The 20,544-nt window shown below is 65.0% G+C and carries 18 protein-coding genes; 10 read left to right on the top strand and 8 right to left on the bottom strand.

Going from position 1 to position 20,544, the window contains the following annotated elements; all coding sequences use genetic code 11:
- Positions 1 to 198: 198 nt before the first annotated feature.
- Entirely contained in the window at positions 199 to 1,182 is a 984-nt protein-coding gene (locus QF047_RS15735) for a DUF1524 domain-containing protein (protein WP_307279017.1), read from the top strand.
- 64 nt (positions 1,183 to 1,246) lie between these two features.
- Positions 1,247 to 1,957: an excalibur calcium-binding domain-containing protein gene (locus QF047_RS15730; RefSeq protein WP_307279014.1), complete on the top strand. Its 711-nt coding sequence runs from the start codon at positions 1,247 to 1,249 to the stop codon at positions 1,955 to 1,957.
- 246 nt (positions 1,958 to 2,203) lie between these two features.
- On the opposite strand, the gene QF047_RS15725 is transcribed toward QF047_RS15730, so the two are convergent.
- The 4 genes from QF047_RS15725 to QF047_RS15710 form a co-directional block, all read right to left on the bottom strand.
- Positions 2,204 to 2,938 (bottom strand): hypothetical protein, encoded by a 735-nt coding sequence (locus tag QF047_RS15725; protein ID WP_307279011.1) that lies wholly within the window; start codon positions 2,936 to 2,938, stop codon positions 2,204 to 2,206.
- Positions 2,939 to 3,057: 119 nt separating this feature from the next.
- A complete protein-coding gene (locus QF047_RS15720) occupies positions 3,058 to 4,356 on the bottom strand; it encodes a hemolysin family protein (RefSeq protein ID WP_307279008.1) in 1,299 nt (432 codons plus the stop codon).
- Between the two features lie 47 nt (positions 4,357 to 4,403).
- Complete coding sequence (locus QF047_RS15715; RefSeq protein ID WP_307279004.1) at positions 4,404 to 6,080, bottom strand: FAD-binding dehydrogenase; 1,677 nt, start codon at positions 6,078 to 6,080, stop codon at positions 4,404 to 4,406.
- Positions 6,081 to 6,155: 75 nt separating this feature from the next.
- Positions 6,156 to 7,028 carry an alpha/beta fold hydrolase gene (locus tag QF047_RS15710; RefSeq protein WP_307279001.1) on the bottom strand — a complete coding sequence of 291 codons (873 nt, stop codon included), beginning with the start codon at positions 7,026 to 7,028 and terminating at the stop codon, positions 6,156 to 6,158.
- Between the two features lie 114 nt (positions 7,029 to 7,142).
- Between QF047_RS15710 and QF047_RS15705 the strand changes: the two genes are divergently transcribed.
- Positions 7,143 to 7,478 (top strand): cupin domain-containing protein, encoded by a 336-nt coding sequence (locus QF047_RS15705; RefSeq protein WP_306638360.1) that lies wholly within the window; start codon positions 7,143 to 7,145, stop codon positions 7,476 to 7,478.
- Between the two features lie 58 nt (positions 7,479 to 7,536).
- Here the strand turns inward: QF047_RS15705 and QF047_RS15700 are convergent, their stop codons facing one another.
- Both QF047_RS15700 and QF047_RS15695 read right to left on the bottom strand, forming a co-directional pair.
- Positions 7,537 to 8,373: a CoA ester lyase gene (locus tag QF047_RS15700; protein WP_307278996.1), complete on the bottom strand. Its 837-nt coding sequence runs from the start codon at positions 8,371 to 8,373 to the stop codon at positions 7,537 to 7,539.
- Positions 8,366 to 9,031: a GntR family transcriptional regulator gene (locus QF047_RS15695; RefSeq protein WP_307278992.1), complete on the bottom strand. Its 666-nt coding sequence runs from the start codon at positions 9,029 to 9,031 to the stop codon at positions 8,366 to 8,368. Before QF047_RS15695 ends, QF047_RS15700 begins: the two co-directional genes overlap by 8 nt.
- Before the next feature lie 358 nt (positions 9,032 to 9,389).
- Between QF047_RS15695 and QF047_RS15690 the strand changes: the two genes are divergently transcribed.
- The 6 genes from QF047_RS15690 (at position 9,390) to QF047_RS15665 (ending at position 15,980) form a co-directional block, all read left to right on the top strand.
- Positions 9,390 to 10,769, top strand: coding sequence for an MFS transporter (locus tag QF047_RS15690; protein WP_307278988.1), 1,380 nt, complete (start codon positions 9,390 to 9,392; stop codon positions 10,767 to 10,769).
- Between the two features lie 118 nt (positions 10,770 to 10,887).
- Positions 10,888 to 11,901 carry an MBL fold metallo-hydrolase gene (locus tag QF047_RS15685; RefSeq protein WP_307278985.1) on the top strand — a complete coding sequence of 338 codons (1,014 nt, stop codon included), beginning with the start codon at positions 10,888 to 10,890 and terminating at the stop codon, positions 11,899 to 11,901.
- Positions 11,898 to 12,989, top strand: coding sequence for an alcohol dehydrogenase catalytic domain-containing protein (locus QF047_RS15680; RefSeq protein ID WP_307278982.1), 1,092 nt, complete (start codon positions 11,898 to 11,900; stop codon positions 12,987 to 12,989). Before QF047_RS15685 ends, QF047_RS15680 begins: the two co-directional genes overlap by 4 nt.
- Positions 12,986 to 13,543 carry a cupin domain-containing protein gene (locus QF047_RS15675; protein WP_307278979.1) on the top strand — a complete coding sequence of 186 codons (558 nt, stop codon included), beginning with the start codon at positions 12,986 to 12,988 and terminating at the stop codon, positions 13,541 to 13,543. The genes QF047_RS15680 and QF047_RS15675 overlap by 4 nt, the downstream gene beginning before the upstream one ends.
- Complete coding sequence (locus tag QF047_RS15670; RefSeq protein WP_307278976.1) at positions 13,540 to 14,691, top strand: CaiB/BaiF CoA-transferase family protein; 1,152 nt, start codon at positions 13,540 to 13,542, stop codon at positions 14,689 to 14,691. The genes QF047_RS15675 and QF047_RS15670 overlap by 4 nt, the downstream gene beginning before the upstream one ends.
- Before the next feature lie 266 nt (positions 14,692 to 14,957).
- The gene (locus tag QF047_RS15665; RefSeq protein ID WP_307278973.1) at positions 14,958 to 15,980 is read left to right on the top strand and encodes a DUF808 domain-containing protein; all 1,023 of its coding nucleotides are present in this window, start codon (positions 14,958 to 14,960) and stop codon (positions 15,978 to 15,980) included.
- Between the two features lie 19 nt (positions 15,981 to 15,999).
- On the opposite strand, the gene QF047_RS15660 is transcribed toward QF047_RS15665, so the two are convergent.
- Positions 16,000 to 16,959, bottom strand: a complete 960-nt coding sequence (locus tag QF047_RS15660; RefSeq protein WP_307281988.1) for a lipid kinase — start codon at positions 16,957 to 16,959, stop codon at positions 16,000 to 16,002.
- Between the two features lie 73 nt (positions 16,960 to 17,032).
- On the bottom strand, positions 17,033 to 18,271 hold the full coding sequence (locus QF047_RS15655; protein ID WP_307278971.1) for an MFS transporter: 1,239 nt from the start codon (positions 18,269 to 18,271) through the stop codon (positions 17,033 to 17,035).
- A gap of 483 nt (positions 18,272 to 18,754) precedes the next feature.
- Here QF047_RS15655 and QF047_RS15650 point away from each other — a divergent pair, with 483 nt between their 5' ends.
- Positions 18,755 to 20,269, top strand: coding sequence for an MFS transporter (locus QF047_RS15650; RefSeq protein WP_307278968.1), 1,515 nt, complete (start codon positions 18,755 to 18,757; stop codon positions 20,267 to 20,269).
- Positions 20,270 to 20,544 lie beyond the last annotated feature (275 nt).

Raw genomic sequence — 20,544 nt, 5'->3', positions numbered from 1 at the left:
TTATTGCCGGGCCTTTTTTATGGGGGAACATTGTCAAAGTTTGGGAAGCTGCCAGGGTCAGCGCCGGGACCAAAGCGGCCACGGAGGTCGGGAGCACTCGCCCTCGGGGTTTCGTTGGCCCTTTTGACCGGCGGTGCTGTCGCCTTGCCTCGGGCGCTGTCCGGGGATCTGGAGACTGCCGCTTCAGCCAGCACGGCTATGGCTACCCCGGCCTTGGCGGCCGCAACTGCCGAAGCGGCGCCCGCGCCGCCGGCCGCTCCCGGAGTCCCGGAGACGGGGGAGCCGCTGGACCCCGGAACTTCCAGTAGCGTGGCACATGGCGCCGCCGCGGCAGTCCAGCCTGACTTCGCCACCAAGGCGATCGACCTGCTGGCAACTCTTCCCATCAAGGGCCGGGCACCCAAGACAGGTTATGACCGGGAGCTGTTCGGGCAGGCATGGCTGGACGTTGACCGCAACGGCTGCGACACGCGGAATGACATTCTCAAGCGCGACCTGACCGCCATCACGTACACCAACAGCGTTCCCTGCAAGGTGCAGACCGGAACACTCGCGGACCCGTACACGGGCGCCACCATCAGCTTCCTGCGGGGGAACGGGACCAGCACCGCCGTCCAGATCGACCATGTTGTGGCCCTGAGCGACGCCTGGCAGAAGGGCGCGCAGCAGCTGACCGCTGAACAGCGGACGGCCTTCGCCAACGACCCGCTGAACCTGCAGGCGACTGACGGCCCTACTAACCAGAAAAAGAGCGACGGCGACGCCGCCACCTGGCTGCCGCCGAACAAGGGCTTCCGGTGCGAGTACGTTGCGCGGCAGATTTCGGTGAAGGCGGCGTACAGCCTCTGGGTTACCCAAGCGGAGCACGACGCGATGGGGAACATCCTCGCCGGATGCAGCGGTCAGCCGGCACCCACGAACCAGCAGGCGCCTGCTGCTGCATCGTCTCCAGCACCGGCCGCGGAGCCTGCTCCAGTCGTGGCGGCACCTGTTTCTGCCGCACCGGCTCCGGCTGCTGCGGCACCCGCTGTCCCTGCGCCGGCTGCGCCCGCACCTGCCGCCGTCTTCTACGCGAACTGCGCGGCGGCAAAAGCTGCCGGGGCGGCGCCGATCCTTGCGGGGCAGGCAGGCTACCGGGCGGGGCTGGACCGCGATCTGGACGGCGTCGCCTGCGAAAGCTGACCCACAATCTTGGGGCTTTCACGTCCCGTCTGTATCACCATCACAAACATTCCTAGGGGGAAAAGTGAAAAAGACGCTCGCATTAGTTGTCCTGACCGGTCTGATGCTGACTGGATGCGGTGGCAAACAGGCGGCAGTGCAGCCGACGGAGACTGCAACCGCTGTTGCTGCGGTTGTAGAAACGGTCAAGGTGCCAGGCCTGACGGGGGTGACGCTGGACAAAGCCACTGATCAGCTGGAGGATCTCGGGTTTAAGGTCGAGGCTGTGGACAGCGTCGATGGCAAGTCGATCCTTGTTAAGAAGAACTGGCAGGTGACGTCCCAAGACCCCAGGGATGGTGCACAAGCGGCAAAGGGTTCCACCGTGCACCTCGGCGTCAAGTCCCTCGAAAAGCTGGCTGAGGAAAAGGCAGCGGCAGAGAAAGCCGCTGCCGAGAAGGCTGCCGCTGAGCAGGCCGCAGCCGAGAAGGCTGCCGCTGAGAAAGCCGCTGCTGACAAGGCCGCTGCTGACAAGGTGGCAGCTGATCAGGCGGCCGCCGACCAGGCAGCCGCACAACAGGCGGCAGCTGCTGCGCAGGCCGCCCAGCAGGCAGCGAAGCCCGCGCCGGCTCCTGCTGCACCTGCACCCGCTGCGCCGGCTCCCGCCGCACCCGCGTCCGTCTACTACCAGAACTGTGATGCAGTCAGGGCCGCGGGGGCGGCTCCGCTCTACGCAGGACAACCAGGCTTCCGGGCGGCGCTGGACCGAAATTCCAATGGAGTTGCCTGCGAGTAGCCGCATCTTTGAAGCCAGGAAAGCCCTGGATGCCTTCCCGCTCGAAGGTATCCAGGGCTTTTCAGTGCGTAACTAGGTTCAGCGCCCCTGGCCGCCGTCGTGGTTGCAGAGCGGATGGCATCGATGGCCCGCTGGACCTTGCCCAGTAGCAGCCCACATGTCTTCGGTGAATATCGCCGCGTCTGAACGGACCCGGGACCAGATGCGGATCATGCATCCGAGCTCAAGCTCTGAGGGAGGGTCTTTTCAGGTCGACTTGGCGCTCGCCGCAACGTGGCGGGCGGGATCGAACCGGTCAAAGGAGGACGAGCCGATCACGAAAATGCCGCGCTGGGGGATCCAGAAATCACCCAGCCGGGTCTGGACGCGCAAGGGCTGCCGGCTCCCCAGGTCCTCGCCGCCAAGGGTGGCCGAGGTTCGGGAGATGAACCACATCCGGCGGGGTTTGGCGCGAAACCCCTGCCGGTTCGGCACAGTGCCTGTCAGTCCCAGCCGGCCCGCCCGCAACGCAGGTCCTTCCGCGGCACCCATGGCTTTCAGGAATGACTTGCTCGCCAGGAGGGAGCCGGGCATGGAGCTGAGGGCTGCCGTCATGGCCTGCGTCATGGCAGTTGCCTCCAGGTCAAGCTCCCATACCAGGTCCACCTCCTCGCCGACTTCCACCCTGAAGCTGTTGTCGGCAGTCCAGGTGACGGCTACGCGGCATTCAACGGTTTTCTCCAAGGCGGCGCCAAAGTAACGGGCACAGGAAACCTCCGCCGGGGCATCGGCGTAGATGCTCCAGGAACCCGAGGGCCGGCGCAGCCAGACTGAGGTGTAGCCGGGGCCGACGCTGGTCACGGGGAACCGCCGCAGCGCCAGGACATGGCCGGAACTGAAGGTCAGGCCCATCACGCCGTACCCCGAAAACCGCTCATCGTCTCCGGGCCCAAGTTCGGCATGCTGTTCGGCTTCGAGGACCTGTTCTCGAATGCTGTTCATGGGCTTGTTGCCTCCGCCTTGAGGGGGTGGGGCTCAGTCTACGCCGGGACGCCCTTTCATCGGCGTCCGGGCGGACGGCCGAGCTGGCCAACCTCAAGACCGTTCTCGAGGACCGGTAGTCAGTCCTGCGGATGTCCGTCCACGGGCGCCACATGGATCCGTGCGATGCGCAGCCGGTCCATCGCCGTCACGGTCAGCAGATGTCCTCCCACGCCCACACTGTCGCCGATCCGGGGCAACCGGCCCAGACGGTCGATGACGTAGCCGGCCACGGTCTCGTAGTGCCCTTCGGGCAGTTCAATGCCGGACGCCGAGGCGAACTCCTGAAGGATCAAGCCGCCGTCGACGTCGACTGAACCGTTGGCTTTGGTGACGTGGTCCTCCGGGTCCGTGCCGGCGTCGTACTCGTCATAGATCTCGCCCACGAGCTCCTCCACCAGGTCCTCCAGGGTGACGATGCCGTCCGTGCCGCCGTATTCGTCCACCACCAGCGCGATATGCTGGCCCTGCCTGCGCATGCGGGACAGTGACGGGACCACCTTGTTGGTTCCCGGCAGCGGGAGGATCCCGCGGACGATGTCCCGCACGAGGCCGGCGTCGTACTCTGCGTCCCGTGGCATGAGGTCACGGATGTGGATGAAGCCGATGACGTCGTCGGGCGTCTTGTCCATGACCGGATAGCGCGAGTACGGGCCGTCACGGACCTTGCTGCGGGCGGCGGCGATGGTGAGACTGCCGCTGATGAAGGTGACCTCGGTGCGGGGGCGCATCACCTCCTGCAGTAGGCGCTCCCCGGCACCGAAGACATCGGTCAGGATGCTCCGGCTGTGTTCCTCCAACGCCTCGCTCTCCGCCACCATGTCCCACAGTTCCTCCGAGGTGACACTCTCCTGCTTGGCGTGGGGGTCGCCGCCGAAGAGTCTGACGACGGCGTCCGTGGACGCGGACAGCAGCCAGACGGCGGGGCGCATAATCTCGGAAAGGACGTGCAGGGGAGGGCCAAGGACTTTGGTAAAGCCGACGGCGCTTTGCATGGCAAGCCTCTTGGGCACCAGCTCGCCCAGCACCAGCGAGAGGTAGGCCACCAGGAGGGTCATGCCGATGAAGGAGGCAGGTTCGGCCGCAGCGCCGAAGCCGATGCCCCGCAGGAGAGGTTCGACGTCGGGCGCGATAGTGGACGCGCCATAGGCCGCCGAGAAGAAGCCGGACAGGGTCACGCCGATCTGGACCGTTGAGAGGAATCTGTTGGGGTTTCCTGCCAGCGCGGCGATCCGGGCGCCGCTTTTTCCCGACTTCTCCATCCGGCGCACCTGGCTTTCGCGGAGGGACACCAGCGCCATTTCGGTGCCGGAGAAGACTCCGCCCAGCAGCACAAAGAAGAGGACCAACAGGAAATTGACCAGGGTGTCGCTGTCCATGATCAGACACTACCGAAAGGTTGGCTCAGTTACCGGCCACCCGGTAACTACAGGGCGCCGGCAAGCGAATGTCCTGCGGTCCTGCCGGTAAAGAGGCAGCCGCCCAGGAAGGTTCCCTCGAGTGCATTGTAGCCGTGGGCGCCCCCGCCCCCGAAACCTGCTGCCTCGCCCGCCGCGTAAAGCCCCGGGATGGGGAAGCCGTCCTGGCCGAGCGCTTGGCCGGCAAGGTTCGTCTGGATGCCGCCGAGGGTTTTTCGGGTGACAACATGCAGCCGCACGGCGATCAGGGGACCGGCCGCCGGGTCCAGGATCCGGTGCGGCTTGACGGTTCGGAAGAGCCTGTCGCCAAGGTACCGGCGGCTGTTGTGGATGCCGGTCACTTGGGCATCTTTGGAGTAAGGGTTCTGGATTTCCGCGTCGCGTTCCCCGATCTGGCGGCGAAGTTGCTGGAGGTCCAGCAACGGCTTGTCGGTGAGGGCGTTCATGCCCTTGACCAGGTCGGCCAGGTTGCCGGCGACCACAAAGTCGGCCCCATGGTCCTTGAACGCCTCGATGGGGGCCGCGGCGCCGCGGCCCAGCCGGGTGCGGAGCAGCAGTTTCAGGTCCCGGTTGGTGATGTCCGGGTTCTGCTCGGAGCCGGAGAGGGCGAATTCCTTTTCGATGATCTTCTGGGTGAGGATGAACCAGGAGTGGCTGTACTGCTGCAGGTCCGGAGTGGTCCGCAGAAGCTTGAGCGTGCCGAGGGTGTCGTAGCCGGGCAGGCCGGGTGCAGGGACCCGGCGGCCCAGGGCGTCGAACCACAGGGACGACGGTCCGGGGAGGATCCGAATGGCATGATCCGGCCAGATGGGGTTCCAGTTCTGGATGCCTTCGGTGTAGTGCCACATCCGGTCGCGGTTGACCAGCCGGACGCCGGCGTCGTCGGCGATGTCCAACATGCGTCCGTCCACATGCTGCGGCACTCCCGTGATCATCTTCGCCGGCGGGGTGCCGAGGCGTTCCGGCCACCATTTGCGCACCTGCTCGTGGTTGCCGCCGATCCCTCCCGACGCGATGACCACGGCCTGGGCGTGGAGCTCGAAGTCCCCAATCTTGTCCCGGTTGGAGGCGACGCCCCGCGGCGCAGAGTCGGGTGCCAGGACGGCGCCGTGCACCCCGGTGACCGTGCCGCCGTCGAACGTTAACCCCTCTACACGGTGCCGGAAGAAGAACCTGACCAGCCCCGATTCCGCCGCGGCCCGGGCCCTGTTGGCGAAGGGTTCGGAGATGCCGGTGCCGGTTCCCCACGGAACGTGGAACCGCGGGACGGAGTTGCCGTGTCCGCCGGCCCTGCCGTCGCCGCGCTCGGCCCAGCCCACCAGCGGAGTGAACTTGATGCCCTGCTCCTGCAGCCAGCTGCGTTTCTCGCCGGCGGCGAACTCGACGTAGGCGCGTCCCCACTGCTGCGCCCATTCGTCTTCGGGATGCTCGCCGTCGAGCCGGTCCCATTGGGCGGAGCCCTGCCAGTCCTGCCAGGCCAGCTCGAAGGAATCCTTCACGCGGAGACGGCGCTGCATGGGGGTATCCACCAGGAACAGGCCGCCGAGGGACCAGAACGCCTGGCCGCCCAGGTTGGCCGCGTTCTCCTGGTCAAGGATGGCCACGCGCTTGCCGGCCCTGGCCAGCTCATTGCTGGCCGCCAGCCCGGCCAGGCCGCCGCCGATGATGATGACGTCCGCGTCCATCCGATGCCCCTCCGGCGGGTGGTGATTCTTTCTCACACGGAGCCTACCGCCAGCGTCCGATATCCTGCGCCTGTCTTAGCCCGTCTTAACCCTGTCAATGTCCCCGTCGTTGTCGTGTTCTTGCTGCAACAACGTTGCAAAGTCGGAGGTGTGTGTTTCCGGCCACCAGTGCCCTGCATTTACTTTTGTCACGGTCAGCTTGGACACCCAATTCTCCAGACCGTCAATGAGGCGGGGGGAAAGGAACGGGTCCTTAACTGGAACCACCACATGGACAGGAATCGATACCGGAAGCGGCGGTTGGCGTTCGATATGGAAGTTTGCCCGGTAGAGAGCGAGACCCCGGATAGGGTCATTACCTACCGTGCGCCCGGCAGCCCGCTCGTACCAGCCGGTGAGGAAGAAACGCCAGAATGCTTCCGGCAGCAACGGGATCTGGAAGAAGGCAACGTACAGGCTGCGCCGGAGTTGTCCCAACAGTTGGGCCCAGCCCCGCGGGTGGCGAACGCCTTGACGCATCCACCAGGAGAAATGCCGCAGGTCCGGTCCCGACACGCTCGTAAAACGGCTGATCCTCCCGGCGGCACGAGGGTCTTGGACCGCTGCCCAGGCCTGGATAGACCCCCAGTCGTGGCCCACGAGGTGAACCGGCGAGGCCTGCGTCGCGGCCAGCACTGCATACAAATCATCCACCAGGGCTTGCAGCACGAAGCTCCCGTGGCCGCCGGTCACAGAAGAAGATCCTGCATTTCGGGTGTCATAAGCAATCACGTGGCATGTTGCCGCCAGTTCGCGAATCAGCGGAACGTACACGCGGTGGTCATCCGGGTAGCCGTGGACCAGGAGCAGGGTGGGGATACCGGGTGCCGGGTCCGGACCATATTCAAAAACCGCCAGTGCCGCCCCCTGGGACGGGACAATCCGCCGCCTTTCCTTCCACCTGTCCATCGGCAAAGCCTAAGCCATTTAGCGACGGCGGTACCTTGCTGGAGCTCTCGGGCTTCGCCCGGCCCGAACACCAGGGTTATGGCAGCGGTAGTGCGTGGTGGGTACGGTGTCCTCATGCAGAAGATATCGATTGATGCCCTGGCCCGTCAGCAGCTTGAAGCAGCCGTATCCGGATCCAGCGGGCGTGCTTCGGATACCGTGTTCGGCGGTCACGAAAAGACACTGCGGCAGACCGTCATGGCCTTCCGGGCCGGCACCCAGCTCAGTGAACACTTGAACCCCGGCGAGGCCACGGTCTTCGTGATCAAGGGATCGGTCTGGCTGAAGGCCGGCGGTGAGGCGTGGCAGGGCAAGGCCGGGGACCTCCTGATCGTCCCGGAGGGGATGCACAGTTTGGAGGCGGAGGAGGACTCGGCTGTGCTGTTCACTGCGGTGAAGCTGGACCGGTAGGGCAGCGACGCCCGGGGACACCTGGCGCCAATATATTTCTCAGGCCCGGAAAGGCGATTTAGCGTCCGGTGATGCGGCGGGCCGACCGGACGCTTGCGGCGTCGATCATTGACCCGCTGCCGTCGCCGAGGGCTCCGCGGTTTTCCCTGAGCGCGGCTTCGTACTGGTCGAGAAGGGCATGTGCGGCGGCGAGGTCTTCGGCGCTCGTACCAAAAACCTGCTCCGCGATGTCGGCCTGTGCGGGGTGGATGCAGGCGCGGCTTCCAAACCCGATGTCCCGAAGGCTAAGGCAGGAGGCCTTGAAGCCGGCAAGGTTGGTGTAGTCGGCGTCCACAGGGCCGACCGGCTGGGGAAGACCCGCGGCAGCTGCATGCGTTATGAGCCAGTGGCGGAACCAGGTCATGTTTTCGCGGCCCGAAGCGGCGTGCCGAAGGTCAGCGGCCAGATCGATTTCGCCCAGTTGCACCTGTTGGGTTTCGGGCAGGCTCAGAAGCTCGGCCAATGCGAGGACTCCCCGGGCGCTTTCGATGAGCAGACCGAGGGCGGGGCCACCACCGGGAGTGTCGCTGACCCTGCGGGCAATGTCTTGGACATAGGCGGCCTCCTCGGCCTTGGGGATCCAGAGCCCGGTGAGGTTGGGGCACTCAGTAAGAAGTTCCGCCTCGTGCAATCCTGCTGCACCCGGGTTGATCCGGACCCAAACTTCGGCATTTCGGGCATCGCCGCTCAGGAAGGCGACGGCTGCGGCAAGTGCCTCTTCTTTGCGGGAAGGGGCAACGCTGTCCTCCAGGTCCAGAATGATGGCTCCGCGGCGACTTTTTGCTTTAGCCACGAGCCTGGATTGGTCTGCGGGGACGTAGAGGAACGAGGCGTTGCTCGTGGCTGTCCTAATCATCGTTTACCGGGAAAGGGTCCAGCTGGGGTTCATCGGACAATCGGGCGGCGAGGGCCAGATACCCGTGCTTGAGGTGGTCGCGTGTGGCGCCGGCTACAAGTTGAAGGTTTCCAGCCCGTGCGGCGTCAAGAATGCGGCGGTGTTCCTCATGTGAATCGGGGGCCCGGTGTTCGATAACCTGCAACAGGTCCCAAGGGTAGCGCTGCCACAGCATCGCGATCTCCGTCCGGAGCCCGTCATCCCCGCACCGGTCGTAAAAGGCGAAGTGGAACTTCCGGTTGGCCTCATTAAAAGCCGGCTTGTCCCCGGCGCTTTCTGATTGCTCCATGTCCTCGAAAAGCTCCGTGGCCTCTTGAAGATCCCTCCGGCTCATATTCCACACGGCCCGCTGCATGGCATACGGTTCGGCCAGTTGCCGCATGAGGTACACCGTCTTGACCTGGGCGAGGTTCGCAGTTGCAACACGGACACCGTGATGTGGTTCTGCCACCAGGACGCCCTCTGCCTCGAGAAGACCAAGGGCTTCGCGTACGGGAGTGATGCTCGTAGAAAATTTCGAAGCCAACTGGCTTTGGGGCACGCGGGCCCCCCGGGCGAGTTCACCGGTGCTGATCTGCCGGCGCAATTCGGCCGCGATCAGATCTCTCTTGGTTGCCACGGTGCTGCTCCTTCACCTCACTGGACGTACGTCCCAGACTAGCCTGAACTATGCCTCAGCCTAGCAAAGAATGCATTCTTTTGGAAGATTATCGATTATCCCTTGACGCTGTGCATTTTCTTTGCGAACGTAGATGGCAGGAGTCAACAAGGGCCGGCCGGTAGATGTTCCGCGGCAAAGCGGTAGGTCATCCCGGGTGAGACTCACAGCCGAAAGTAAGGATCACTCCAGTTCCCCTGCCGGCACCTCCCGTTCGCGTTGGGACCAGCGCCAGAAGTCCAGCACTGAGAAGACGCGGCAAACCTCGCTGGCCGGAAAGACGGCCGGCAAGACCAAATCCACGTGCAAAGGAGCAACAATGGATTCGAAAATCCAGTCCCCGGCGGCTGAGCGCGAGGCCCGGCGCGCGGCCGCAGCCTCCGCCGTCGGCAGCCTTGTCGAATGGTATGACTTCGCCCTCTACGGTGCCGCAGCGGCCTTGATTTTCAAGACCTACTTCTTCGGGACCACCGACCCCGCAGCCGGCCTGCTGGCCGCCTTCGCAACATTCGCCGTCGGGTATTTTGCCCGCCCGTTCGGTGGCATGGTGTTCGGGCATCTCGGTGACAAGATCGGCCGTAAACCCGTGATGATCGCCACGCTGACCATCATGGGTATCAGCACGGCGCTCATCGGTGTCCTGCCGGGTTACGACGTTATCGGCTTGGGGGCTCCACTGCTGCTGGTGCTGCTTCGGATCGCCCAGGGCCTCGGAGCCGGAGCGGAATACGCCGGAGCCGTCATCCTTTCCTCGGAGTCGGCGCCGTCGACCCGCCGCGGCTTCTATGCGTCCTGGTCGGGCGCGGGAGTGTGGATCGGTTCGGCCCTCGGCCTCCTGTCCTTCCAGGCGGTGCTCTCCATGACCGGCGACGCTTTCTACACCTGGGGCTGGCGGATTCCGTTCATCCTCAGCCTCGTGATGCTGCTCATCAGCATGTACATCCGGCGCAAGGTCAACGAAACCCGCTCGTTCGAGAAGGCGAAGCAAGGCAAGGAGATTGAGCGCATTCCCCTGGTCCGACTCTTCCGCACCGAGAAGCGCCGGCTGCTGGTTGCCCTGGGATCGAACTTTGTCCTGTCAGGATTCGCATACATCCCCCAGGTCTGGGCGCTGAGCTACCTGACCAATAACCTGGGTCTCGCCGCCGCCCTTGCCCTTGGCATCAACGCCGCGCTCCTGCTCGGCGGTGCCGCATTCATGCCGCTCTTCGGGCGCCTCGGGGACAAAGTGGGACGCCGGAAGCTGTTCCTCTTCGGAGCTGCCTTTGGTGCAGCGTGGGCATTCCCCATGTTCATGCTCATCGATACCCGCCAACCTGTTCTGATCCTGCTGGCACTGGTCGTCTGCTTCGTGGGAGCGGTGGCCACCTCCATGGCCGCCCAGGCCGCCTTCCTGACCGAACTGTTCCCTCCGGCCATCCGCTACTCGGGCGTCGCTTTCGCCCGCGAAGTCAGCGGTGCGCTGCTCGGCGGCACCGCACCACTTCTCGCCACTGCACTGTTCGCCTGGTCCGGACACTGGTGGCCGATCGCGACGTTCATGGTGGTCATGGCCCTGGTCAGCCTCACAGCGGTCTACTACTCCAAATACTTCCGTTCTGACGCACATCAGGGCAGCGACGAGCGTTTCAACGAAGACACCGAGGGCCAGGGCCCCAGCTCCCGCAGGTCCCCTGTGCAGTCAATTCCCGCACAGTAAACGCAACCCAACCAACCCCGGTCATCCCTTCTCCTGCTGCAAGGCAGGGAAAGGGATGACCCGGGGGACCAGGCACCACATGCCGCTACGAGTTCACATACATAACTAGGAGTTGAATATGCCTGGAGTTGACCGGGTAAAGCTGACCATGGTGACCGACAACCATGTCGACATGCTGCTTGCGGACCTTCCCAACGTGACACGCACGGGGTTGGCCCACCACTTCGATCCCAAGACGCAGTGCGTGCTGGGCGAAAATGGAATTGCGCTGCACGTGGAGGTCAGCTGGGGCAGGTACACCTACCGGGCACTGTTCGATACCGGCATGTCCGCGAATGTCCTGCTGCACAACCTCTCGACGCTTCACCTCGCCGCCAACGAGCTGGACCACGTCGTCCTCAGCCACGGGCACCCGGACCACTATGGGGGACTGCAAGGACTGCTCGACGCGCGGGAGGCACCGTTGCCGATCTCCGTCCACCCTGACGCGTTCGCCCCACGCTACCTTCGGCTCGCCTCAGGCCAGGTGGCCCCGTACTTCAACTACGGGCTGACCAAGGAATCGGTGACTTCCCGCGGCGGCATGCTGGTGGAGCACACCCAGCCGCTGGAAATTGGGCCAGGACTCATCGCAACCGGCCCGATTCCCCGGGAGACCGACTTCGAGGTTCCGCCCACGGACCTTTCCGCCCCCAACGCGCTGTTGCACGTCCGGGAGGGCAAGGTGGAGGCGGACGTCGTCCCGGACGACCAGGCCCTGGTCATCCAGCTGGGGGACGGCATCATCGTCCTCGCCGGGTGCAGCCATGCAGGCATCATCAACACGATCAATTACGCGAAGCGGATCACCGGCGTCGAACGGGTCATTGGTGCCTTCGGCGGATTCCACCTGGGCTTCCCGGGCTCACCGAAAGCCAAGACGGAAAAGACGATTCAGGCGCTGAAGGACCTTGACGTTGAAGTGATTGCACCCAGCCACTGCACCGGCATGGAGGCGATCATGGATATCGCCCGGGCGATCCCGGACCGTTTCCTCCTGAACGTCACAGGTTCGGCAGTATCCCTCCAGGCAGGTCCCACCCTCGCCGTGGACCTCGACGCCGAAGCGCGTGAAGGAGCAACCCGGAAATGAAAGCGGTTCGCCTGCACCAGGCCGGCAGTGGCGTCCAAGTGGATGAGGTTCCCGTCCCCCGGCCAACCGGTGAAGAGGTACTGATCCGCGTCGAGGCCGCCGGCCTGTGCGGCTCCGACGCCCACATCCTCAACGGCCGGACTCCGTTGCCGCACTATCCGCGCATCCTCGGACACGAGGTAGCGGGCACCGTTTGCGAAACGGGGCCCGGCGCCGCCGGGGTGGAAATCGGTGCCCGCGTCGCGGTGAATTTCCTGATCACGTGCGGACAGTGCCGGTACTGCGTGTCAGGCCGGACCTCCCTCTGCCTCAGCAGGGAAGGGCTCGGCGTGGTACGCGACGGCGGGTTCGCGGAGTACATGGTGGTGCCAGCCCGGAACCTCATCCACATTCCAGGCGCAGTTCCCTTCCGCCATGCAGCCCTCGCCACTGACGCCTTCGCCACCTCCCTCCACGCAATCTCCAAACGCGCCCAGGTGCAGGCGGGGGAGGGCTGCATCGTGGTCGGGGTGGGCGGACTGGGTCTTAGCGCAGTGCAGCTGCTGAAAATCCGCGGCGCCTACCCCATCATTGCCGTGGACGCAGATGCGAAAGCACTTGAACTGGCCGTGAGCCTGGGAGCCACCCACAGCATTCCTGCCAGCGCGATGGAGGACGAGAACCATCCGGCCTGGGCCGTGACCGGAGGCGCTGTCCACGCCTTCGACTTCGTCGGCCGTCCCGAGACCGTCCAGTCAGCCACCCAGGCGGTGGACCGCGGAGGCCGGGTGGTAGTGGTCGGCCACAGCCCCCACTCCTGGAACACGGCGGACGGAAGCACCATGGTCCGGGAGGAAAAAACCGTCATGGGCTCCTACGCCTTCGACAAAAACGAGATCGAAGACGTGCTTGGCTTCATGAGCCGCGGCCTCATCGACGTCGACACCATGATCGGGCAGGTCATCGGCCTGGACGACGTCGACCGCGCCCTCGCCACGTTCGGGGCGCCTGGCCGCATCCCCGGCCGGACCATCGTGGAACCCGCCGCTGGCGCACTAAAAGACGGCGGCTTCCTGCTCGCCGAAGAACCCGAAAGGACCATGTCATGAGCGACGCCACAGATTTCTTCACCGGCAACGGATTCTCCCGGCTGACCGGGCCCCTGGCCGAAAAAGCGCGGGAATTCGACGCCACCCTCGAGAAGGCCCGCAACGACGCGGGGTTCTCTCCGAAAGGCAACCTGCGCGAACCGGTCCTCACCGCAGAATTCCCTGGCTGCCCCACGGACCTGCCGATCAATTTCCTTGCCCTGCCCAACCGGCAGATGGATTACTGCCTGATCAGGATCAAGCCCGGCCATGGTTTCCCGGAACACGTGCACGGCTACGGGGATGAGATCTACCTGGTCATCTCCGGCCACGGCAAGGTTCGGATTGACGGGGAACTCTACGACGCCGGCCCCCTGGACACCTTCCACCAGAGGACCGGAGTGCGGCATGAAGTGTTTAACCCGGCTGAAAACGAGGAAGATTTCGAGATCTTTGCGGTGAATACACCGGCCGTCCACCAGGACCTGCGCTCGAAGTTCTGGGGCATCCCCGTCCCCGGCGCCACCACGGACGCCGAAGGCAGGTACCACCACGACGAAAGCCCGGTCCGATGACGCTGCCACTGACAGGAATCACAGTCGTTGCCCTCGAACAGGCGGTGGCGGTGCCCTTCGCCACACGCCAATTGGCCGACCTCGGTGCCACCGTCATCAAAGTCGAACGGCCGGGAAGAGGGGATTTCGCAAGGGACTATGACGAGACCGTCGACGGCCTCTCCAGCCACTTTGTCTGGCTTAACCGGAACAAGAAGTCCATCGTCCTGGACCTCAAGACGGGAAGCGGCCAGGAGACGCTGCGCCGCCTGATCTCCAAGGCCGATGTCTTCGTCCAGAACCTTGCTCCGGGAGCGCTTGAACGGCTCGGATTTGTTCCCGAAGAGCTGTGTGAGGAGTTCCCGCAACTGATCACATGCAGCCTCAGCGGATACGGCAGGGGCGGCCCGCTTGGCGACAAGAAGGCGTACGACCTGCTGATCCAGGCCGAAGCCGGTTTCCTCTCTGTCACCGGTACCGAGGATGAACCCGCCAAAGCGGGTATATCCATCGCTGACATCGCCGCGGGCATGTACACCTACAGCGGAATCCTCAGTGCTCTTTATGAACGGGAAGTCACGGGAAAGGGCCGCCAGCTGTCGGTAGCCCTCCTGGACTCCCTCGCGGAGTGGATGGGTTTCCCGTACTACTATGCGCGGTACGGGGGAAGCCGCCCGGTCCGGGCGGGAGCACATCACGCATCAATCGCCCCTTATGGTCCGGTGTCGTGCCTGGACGGGTCCCTCCTGATTGCGGTCCAGAACGAACGCGAGTGGGAACGCTTTTGTACCTCAGTGCTGGCTAACCCCGAGCTCGCAACGGATTCGAGGTTCGACAGTGTAAGCAACCGGATCGCCAACCGCGTTGACCTTGACCGGCTCATTGACGAACGGCTCGGGACGCGGCCTGTCCAGGAGGTGGCAGAGGCTTTGGACCGGGCAGGAATAGCCCAAGGCAAAATGAACGATGTGGCGGACCTGGATCAGCATCCCCAGCTCTTGGCGCGGAACCGGATCGGAACCGTGGAAACGGAGGCGGGAACCGTCAACGCCTTTCTCCCCGTCGTCGAATCAGCGGGTTGGACACCCAGGCTGGAGCCAGTTCCCGCTGTCGGCGCCGATACCGAAGCCATCCTCGGCTGGCTCGAAGAGGAGCGCGTGTCCGCCTAGCGGCTGCGTTCGCTAGGACATTCGGCTCACTTGGCAGCCCGTGGGAAGGGGTCAGTGACGGCCATCAGCCGGCGCCTGGCAGGGGCTGGCTCCTCCATGCCACGGACTCTCTCCGCGAGCAGGTGAGCCAACTTCCATGACGGCGTAGTGGAGGTTGACTCGGGGTTGCTAAGCCAGCCATCGTATACTCCGAGCATGCCAATCAAGCGTCTCGACCAAGCCCTCCACGCCCAGCGGTCCGCCCTCAAGCAGCGCAGGGGCGATCGATGAGCGGCGGCCTCGTCGCCCTGCTGGACGACGTCGCAGCGCTGGCCCGGATAGCGGCTGCCTCGGTGGACGACGTCGCTGCCGGAGCCGCCAAAGCGGGGGCCAAGGCGGCCGGCGTGGTGATTGACGACGCTGCAGTCACTCCACAATATGTGTCCGGGGCGGACCCGTCCCGCGAGCTGCCGATGATCAAGAAAATCTTCTGGGGCTCGCTCCGCAACAAGCTGTTGATCATCCTGCCGGCGCTGCTGCTGGTCAGCGCCTTCATCCCGTGGATCATTCCGTTCATCCTCATGCTCGGCGGCACCTACCTCTGCTTCGAAGGTGCCGAGAAGGTCTGGCACAAGCTCCGCGGAGACCACTCGGACGAAAAGGCGCCAGCCGTTGAACGTGGTCCTGACGCGGAGGACAAGGTGGTCAAGGGCGCCATCACCACCGACTTCATCCTGTCCTGCGAGATCATGGTCATCGCGATGAACGAGGTGGCCGGCGACTCCTTGTGGGTCCGGGCGCTGATCCTGGTCCTCGTAGCCTTCGCGATCACAGTGCTCGTGTACGGTGCCGTGGGACTCATCGTCAAAATGGACGACGTCGGCCTGCACCTGACCACCAAGGACTCCGCCGGGTCCAAGCGCTTCGGCGAACTGCTCGTCAAGGGGATGCCCGCCGTTCTGGCCGCGATCACCCTGATCGGCACCATCGCCATGCTGTGGGTTGGCGGTCACATCATGGTGCAGGGTGCACACGACCTCGGCTGGCATGCGCCCTATGACTTGGTCCATACCCTCGAGCACCCCTTCGCCGGGATCGCGGTGGTGGGTGGCTTCCTGGCCTGGCTGGTAAACACCCTGTGCTCGGCCGTTATCGGCATTGTCTGGGGCCTCGTGGTCATGGCCGTCCTGCACCCGCTGCTGAAGGCGCTGCCGTTCGGCAAGGAGAAGGGCGGCCACGAGGAGGGCGACGTTCGCGCCGCACTAGGCGGCCACCACGAGACGAAACACGACGGCGGTCCCGCCTCTTAGCCCGTCCCTGCGGTCGGTCTCAAACGAGCGGACCGCCCGCAGGGCCGGGTCCGTCGAAGGATGCAGCGGTGCTGTTCTGCGGTACCACCACGTGGACGGCGTTGCGCTGGACGGTGAAGTCGGTGGGCGTGAGCTTCGCGATCTCGCCGTCGAGGTTCACCGGCAGCGGCGGTTCGGTGACCAGCCGGACCTGTCGGCTGGTCAGGTGGTACACCCGGTCGTGCTTGATGAAGCTTCCGTCCTTGAGCAACCGTGCGATGCTGACGTGCTCCCGGAGCGGCCCGGCCAGGATCGCGTAGATGTCGAGAGTGTGATCATCGATTCCCGCCGTGGGGGAGACCGTGTTGCCGCCGCCGTAGTGCCGCCCGTTGCCCACGGCCACCTGAAGCAGCTCCTCGAGCTCCAGCGGCTCGTGGTCTCCGTCCGGGAACTCGAGGCGGGCCCGGAAAGGCTTGTGCCGGGCATAAGCCTGCAGCGTAGCTACGGCGTATGCCAGCGGCCCGATGTACCGCTTCAGGCGCGGGCTGAGAGCCTCGGTAACGCCCACCGACAAGCCAACAGAAGCGACGTTGAGGAAGGGCTGGCCATCGGCGCGGCCAAGGTCGATGTCCACCACCTTCCCGTCTGCGATCGCGGCGCATGCCGCGGCAAGGTCATCCGGTATCTCCAGCGTGCGGGCGAAGTCATTGGCCGTGCCCAGCGGAAGAACGCCCAGCATAATATTGGTGGCGGCAACCCGACCGGCGGCGCAGGCCACCGTCCCGTCGCCGCCGCCGACAACCACCAGGTCGTGCCCGTCGGCAATTACTCGATCGAGCGTGCCGGCCAGCTCCGCTCCCGACAGGACGGGGTGCACAACCGAGACAGGGACGCCTGCCTTTCGCATGGTGTCCACGGCCAGTTCGTGTGCCGCAGCCCCTCGGCGTGAGCCGGCATTGATCACAACGGCAGCGGAGCGGGCCTCGCGGGCAACGTTCATGGAGGACATGGTAGGTGGTTGACCTGTGAATTCCTGCCGGCCGACCAGCAGCCACAAGCAAAACGGGCGGGACCTAGTGCGTGTTTTCGCGCTCGCCGACCGGCCGCGGCTGCTTCCAGGTGGACTCCCGCGGACCGGGAGGGTACGCCGCAGTCTTCCCTGCCCAGGCGATGACCAGGGCCGCGATGACCGGGATGGCCGCGGCGGCGGGAACCAGCAACGGCCCGGCCACCACCAGCGCGGCGGACCCATACAGTGCGCCGATGGTGATGCCCAGCTGGATGGTGAGAACCGTCAGCCCATTGGCCGCGTCCTTGTTCTCGCGGCCGGCCCGGAGGATGGCCGACTGGTTGTAGATGCCGATGGCGCCAAGTCCGGCGCCCCACACCGTCATCAACGCGAGCGCGAAGACGAGGCTGCCACCCACAAAAGGCAACGCCAGCATCGAAGCGGCAATTGCCGCCGTCGTAATCAGAAGCGAACGCCGCGGGTGGGAATCGACCGTGAGCCCCGCGATCCAGATGCCGAGCAGGCCCGCGACGCCCAGGACGGTGAGGGAGAGGCTGATGGCGTAGTCGGGCAGACCGGCCTCGCGGATGTACGGGGCAATGTAGGTGAAGAGTGCGAAGTGGGCCAGGACCAGCAGCGGCCAGGCGATGGCCACGGACTTCACGCCGGGCTGGGCAATGGCCGCGCGCATGGAGGGGCGGGCCTCGCCGGCGCCGCGCCGGACCGGCGGGAGGAAGAAAAAGCCCAGGACGGCGAGAAGGACGCCGAAGCCGGCGAGGGCCAGGAACGCCGCCCGCCAGCCGAGGACCGTCCCCAAGGCGGTGCCGACCGGGGCGCCAATGGCCAGGCCCAGGCTGTTGCCGCTGAAGACGACCGCCAGGGCCTTGCCCACCTTGTCGGCCGGGACCACGCGGGCCACATACGGGGCCATGGTGGTCCAGAGCAGTCCGTGCGCCAGGCCGCCCACCAGCCGGGCAACCATCGCGAACGTGAAGTCGGGAGCGAGCCCCACCAGCGCGTTGCTGAGCGCGAACGTCAGGACCAGCGCCACCAGCAAAGGCCGCTTCGGGATGTTGGCCAGCAGCCGCGCCGCGGGCACCACGGTGACCACAATGACGGCGGCATAGGCGGCGGCGAGGTAGCCCGCTACCGGCTCGGACACGTTCAGGCCCGTGCTGATCTGGGGGAGCAGACCGGACGGGAGCAGCTCGGTGGTGATGGCGGTGAAGGCGATGGTTGCCAGGACCATCATGGCGGCCAGCGGGAATCGCTGGGGCGCCGGCGCGGAAATCGCGGAGGACATTAAGGGGATTCCATTCAAGGAGGAGGGGAGTGGAACCGGGCGATGCTGGCCTAACAATTCCTCCCTTAAATTTACCCGATGAACCGGGGGCTTCAGTGCAGTGGCGTGTCGTGGAAAAGGAGTTGGGCTTGCGATGTTTCCCGCTGCCCCGGAGTCCTGAGGATCAGGGTTCCGGACAGTACGACGGCGGCTGCCGGTCCAAGTGCCGGGATCGACCACGAGACCCTGGAGAATCACCGAATTGCATTGATGTGCCCGGATGGCGGTGCCAAAATGGTCGGAGCGGCACCAATGAGCCGGGATGCCTCAAAACGGCAAGATTAAACGCAGAGTGTCCGTCCGCAAAAGCGGCGTTCGACTCTTCTCGACAGCCCGGCACGGTTGCCGGACACCTGGGCTTCGCCGGACGCCGGACGCGGGAAGCCCAAAGCCAAAGACGGCGCCATCCGTCGGTGGCGCGTGACCTCCATTGGAGGGAACGAGATGACGCACCAACCTCTTAAGAAACGCCGCCTCCGGGTTTCAGACGTCAACGTTGTTGACCACCGGGTCCTTCGAAAAGCGCTCGGCGGGACAATCGTGGGAAACACGATGGAATGGTACGACGTTGGCGTGTTCGGCTATCTGATCACCACCATGGGGCCGGTGTTCCTGCCGGAAGCTGACAAAGCCGTGCAGAACCTGTTCCTGCTGGGAACCTTCGGAGCAACCTTTATTGCCCGCCCCCTGGGCGGCATATTTTTCGGCTGGCTTGGCGACAAGATCGGCCGCCAGAAGGTGCTGGCGATGACCTTGATGCTCATGGCTGCGGCGACCTTCGCCGTCGGCCTGCTCCCGGGGTACGCGGTGCTGGGCATTTGGGCCGCCGTGCTGCTGGTGATCACCAAGCTGGTGCAGGGCTTCTCCACCGGCGGCGAGTACGCGGGCGCCACCACGTTCGTCAGCGAGCACTCCCCGGACCACCGCCGCGGCTTCTTCGCCAGCTTCCTGGACATGGGCAGCTATCTGGGCTTTGCCTTGGGTGCCGGCTTGGTGTCCGTCCTCCAGCTGACCCTGGGCCAGGCCCAGATGGAGGCCTGGGGCTGGCGGATCTCGTTCCTGATCGCAGGGCCCCTCGGCATCATCGCGATCTACTTCCGGATGAAAATTGAGGAATCGCCCGCGTTCACGGCAACCCTTGAGGCTGAGGCCGAAATCGCCAGGCATCCGGAAACCGGTGAGGTGCTCGGCCCCATCGGTCCGGTGGGAATCTTCAAGGCCTACTGGCAGAGGATAGTGCTGGCCATGATCCTCGTGGCCGCTGCCAACACCGTGGGCTACGCATTAACGTCCTACATGCCCACATACCTGACCACCAACAAGGGATATGACGAGATCCACGGGACTCTCCTGACCATCCCGGTCCTGGTGGTCATGTCCCTGTGCATTCCACTGACCGGTCATCTCTCGGACCGGATCGGCCGGCGCCCGGTGCTGTGGATCGGTGCCGTCAGCACGGTGGTTCTGTCCCTCCCGGCGTTCCTTCTGATCTCCATCGGGACCATCCCGGCCACGATCGCCGGCCTGGCCCTGGTCGCCTTCCCCGTCACGTTCTACGTTGCCAACCTGGCCTCGGCGCTTCCGGCGCTTTTCCCCACCGCCCACCGCTACGGGGCCATGGGCATCGCCTACAACTTTGCAGTGGCGATCTTCGGAGGCACCACGCCTTTCATCATTGCGAGCTTGATTCAACTCACGGGCAACGACCTGATGCCGGCCTATTACCTCATGGCCACCTCTGCGATCGCCGCGGTCACCATTTATTTCCTGCCGGAATCCGCCCGGAGGCACCTGCCCGGGTCAATGCCCAGCGTGGATTCGGAGCAAGCTGCCCGGGAGCTGGTGGCAACACAGGACGATAACCCCATGCTGGACATGGCCACGCTGCCCTTCGGCCCCGGTTATGAGGCCGCAAAGGCGGCGCATGCGGGACCTGAAAGCAGGGCGGGGGAGCCATGAGGCGGCGGGGCCGGTAAGTGCGGGAGAGTATGACGGCGGCACTCGGCCAGGAACCCTGGATGCCCGGACCAGGAGGGGTATCCCCGCATATTGACTGCCTGTGACCCGAGGCATAGCGTCTGCGGTAAGCGGGGCCATTCACCCCGTTTCCACGGGATAAGGGGCCGGATCTGGGCCGCTCCTGCACGGCCACGGAGCCAGGTGAGGAGGATTCTGTGCGGACATCATTCAGCATCAAATGTACCCGGGCTCCCCGGAGGCGTTCCGGATGGCCG

The sequence above is a fragment of the Arthrobacter sp. W4I7 genome (genome assembly GCF_030816215.1).
GTDB classification, from domain to species: Bacteria; Actinomycetota; Actinomycetes; order Actinomycetales; family Micrococcaceae; genus Arthrobacter; species Arthrobacter siccitolerans_A.
The sequence above is the reverse complement of the archived record's forward strand: the minus strand, read 5'-3'. Positions and strand labels throughout refer to the sequence as shown.

What these genes read in the sequence shown, in the direction of transcription:
- QF047_RS15735 (WP_307279017.1), top strand. Translation starts at nt 199, where the DNA reads ATGGCTACCCCGGCCTTGGCGGCCGCAACTGCCGAAGCGGCGCCCGCG.
- QF047_RS15725 (WP_307279011.1), bottom strand. Translation starts at nt 2,938, where the DNA reads ATGAACAGCATTCGAGAACAGGTCCTCGAAGCCGAACAGCATGCCGAA.
- QF047_RS15720 (WP_307279008.1), bottom strand. Translation starts at nt 4,356, where the DNA reads ATGGACAGCGACACCCTGGTCAATTTCCTGTTGGTCCTCTTCTTTGTG.
- QF047_RS15715 (WP_307279004.1), bottom strand. Translation starts at nt 6,080, where the DNA reads ATGGACGCGGACGTCATCATCATCGGCGGCGGCCTGGCCGGGCTGGCG.
- QF047_RS15710 (WP_307279001.1), bottom strand. Translation starts at nt 7,028, where the DNA reads ATGGACAGGTGGAAGGAAAGGCGGCGGATTGTCCCGTCCCAGGGGGCG.
- QF047_RS15705 (WP_306638360.1), top strand. Translation starts at nt 7,143, where the DNA reads ATGCAGAAGATATCGATTGATGCCCTGGCCCGTCAGCAGCTTGAAGCA.
- QF047_RS15700 (WP_307278996.1), bottom strand. Translation starts at nt 8,373, where the DNA reads ATGATTAGGACAGCCACGAGCAACGCCTCGTTCCTCTACGTCCCCGCA.
- QF047_RS15690 (WP_307278988.1), top strand. Translation starts at nt 9,390, where the DNA reads ATGGATTCGAAAATCCAGTCCCCGGCGGCTGAGCGCGAGGCCCGGCGC.
- QF047_RS15685 (WP_307278985.1), top strand. Translation starts at nt 10,888, where the DNA reads ATGCCTGGAGTTGACCGGGTAAAGCTGACCATGGTGACCGACAACCAT.
- QF047_RS15680 (WP_307278982.1), top strand. Translation starts at nt 11,898, where the DNA reads ATGAAAGCGGTTCGCCTGCACCAGGCCGGCAGTGGCGTCCAAGTGGAT.
- QF047_RS15675 (WP_307278979.1), top strand. Translation starts at nt 12,986, where the DNA reads ATGAGCGACGCCACAGATTTCTTCACCGGCAACGGATTCTCCCGGCTG.
- QF047_RS15670 (WP_307278976.1), top strand. Translation starts at nt 13,540, where the DNA reads ATGACGCTGCCACTGACAGGAATCACAGTCGTTGCCCTCGAACAGGCG.
- QF047_RS15665 (WP_307278973.1), top strand. Translation starts at nt 14,958, where the DNA reads ATGAGCGGCGGCCTCGTCGCCCTGCTGGACGACGTCGCAGCGCTGGCC.
- QF047_RS15660 (WP_307281988.1), bottom strand. Translation starts at nt 16,959, where the DNA reads ATGAACGTTGCCCGCGAGGCCCGCTCCGCTGCCGTTGTGATCAATGCC.
- QF047_RS15655 (WP_307278971.1), bottom strand. Translation starts at nt 18,271, where the DNA reads ATGTCCTCCGCGATTTCCGCGCCGGCGCCCCAGCGATTCCCGCTGGCC.
- QF047_RS15650 (WP_307278968.1), top strand. Translation starts at nt 18,755, where the DNA reads ATGACGCACCAACCTCTTAAGAAACGCCGCCTCCGGGTTTCAGACGTC.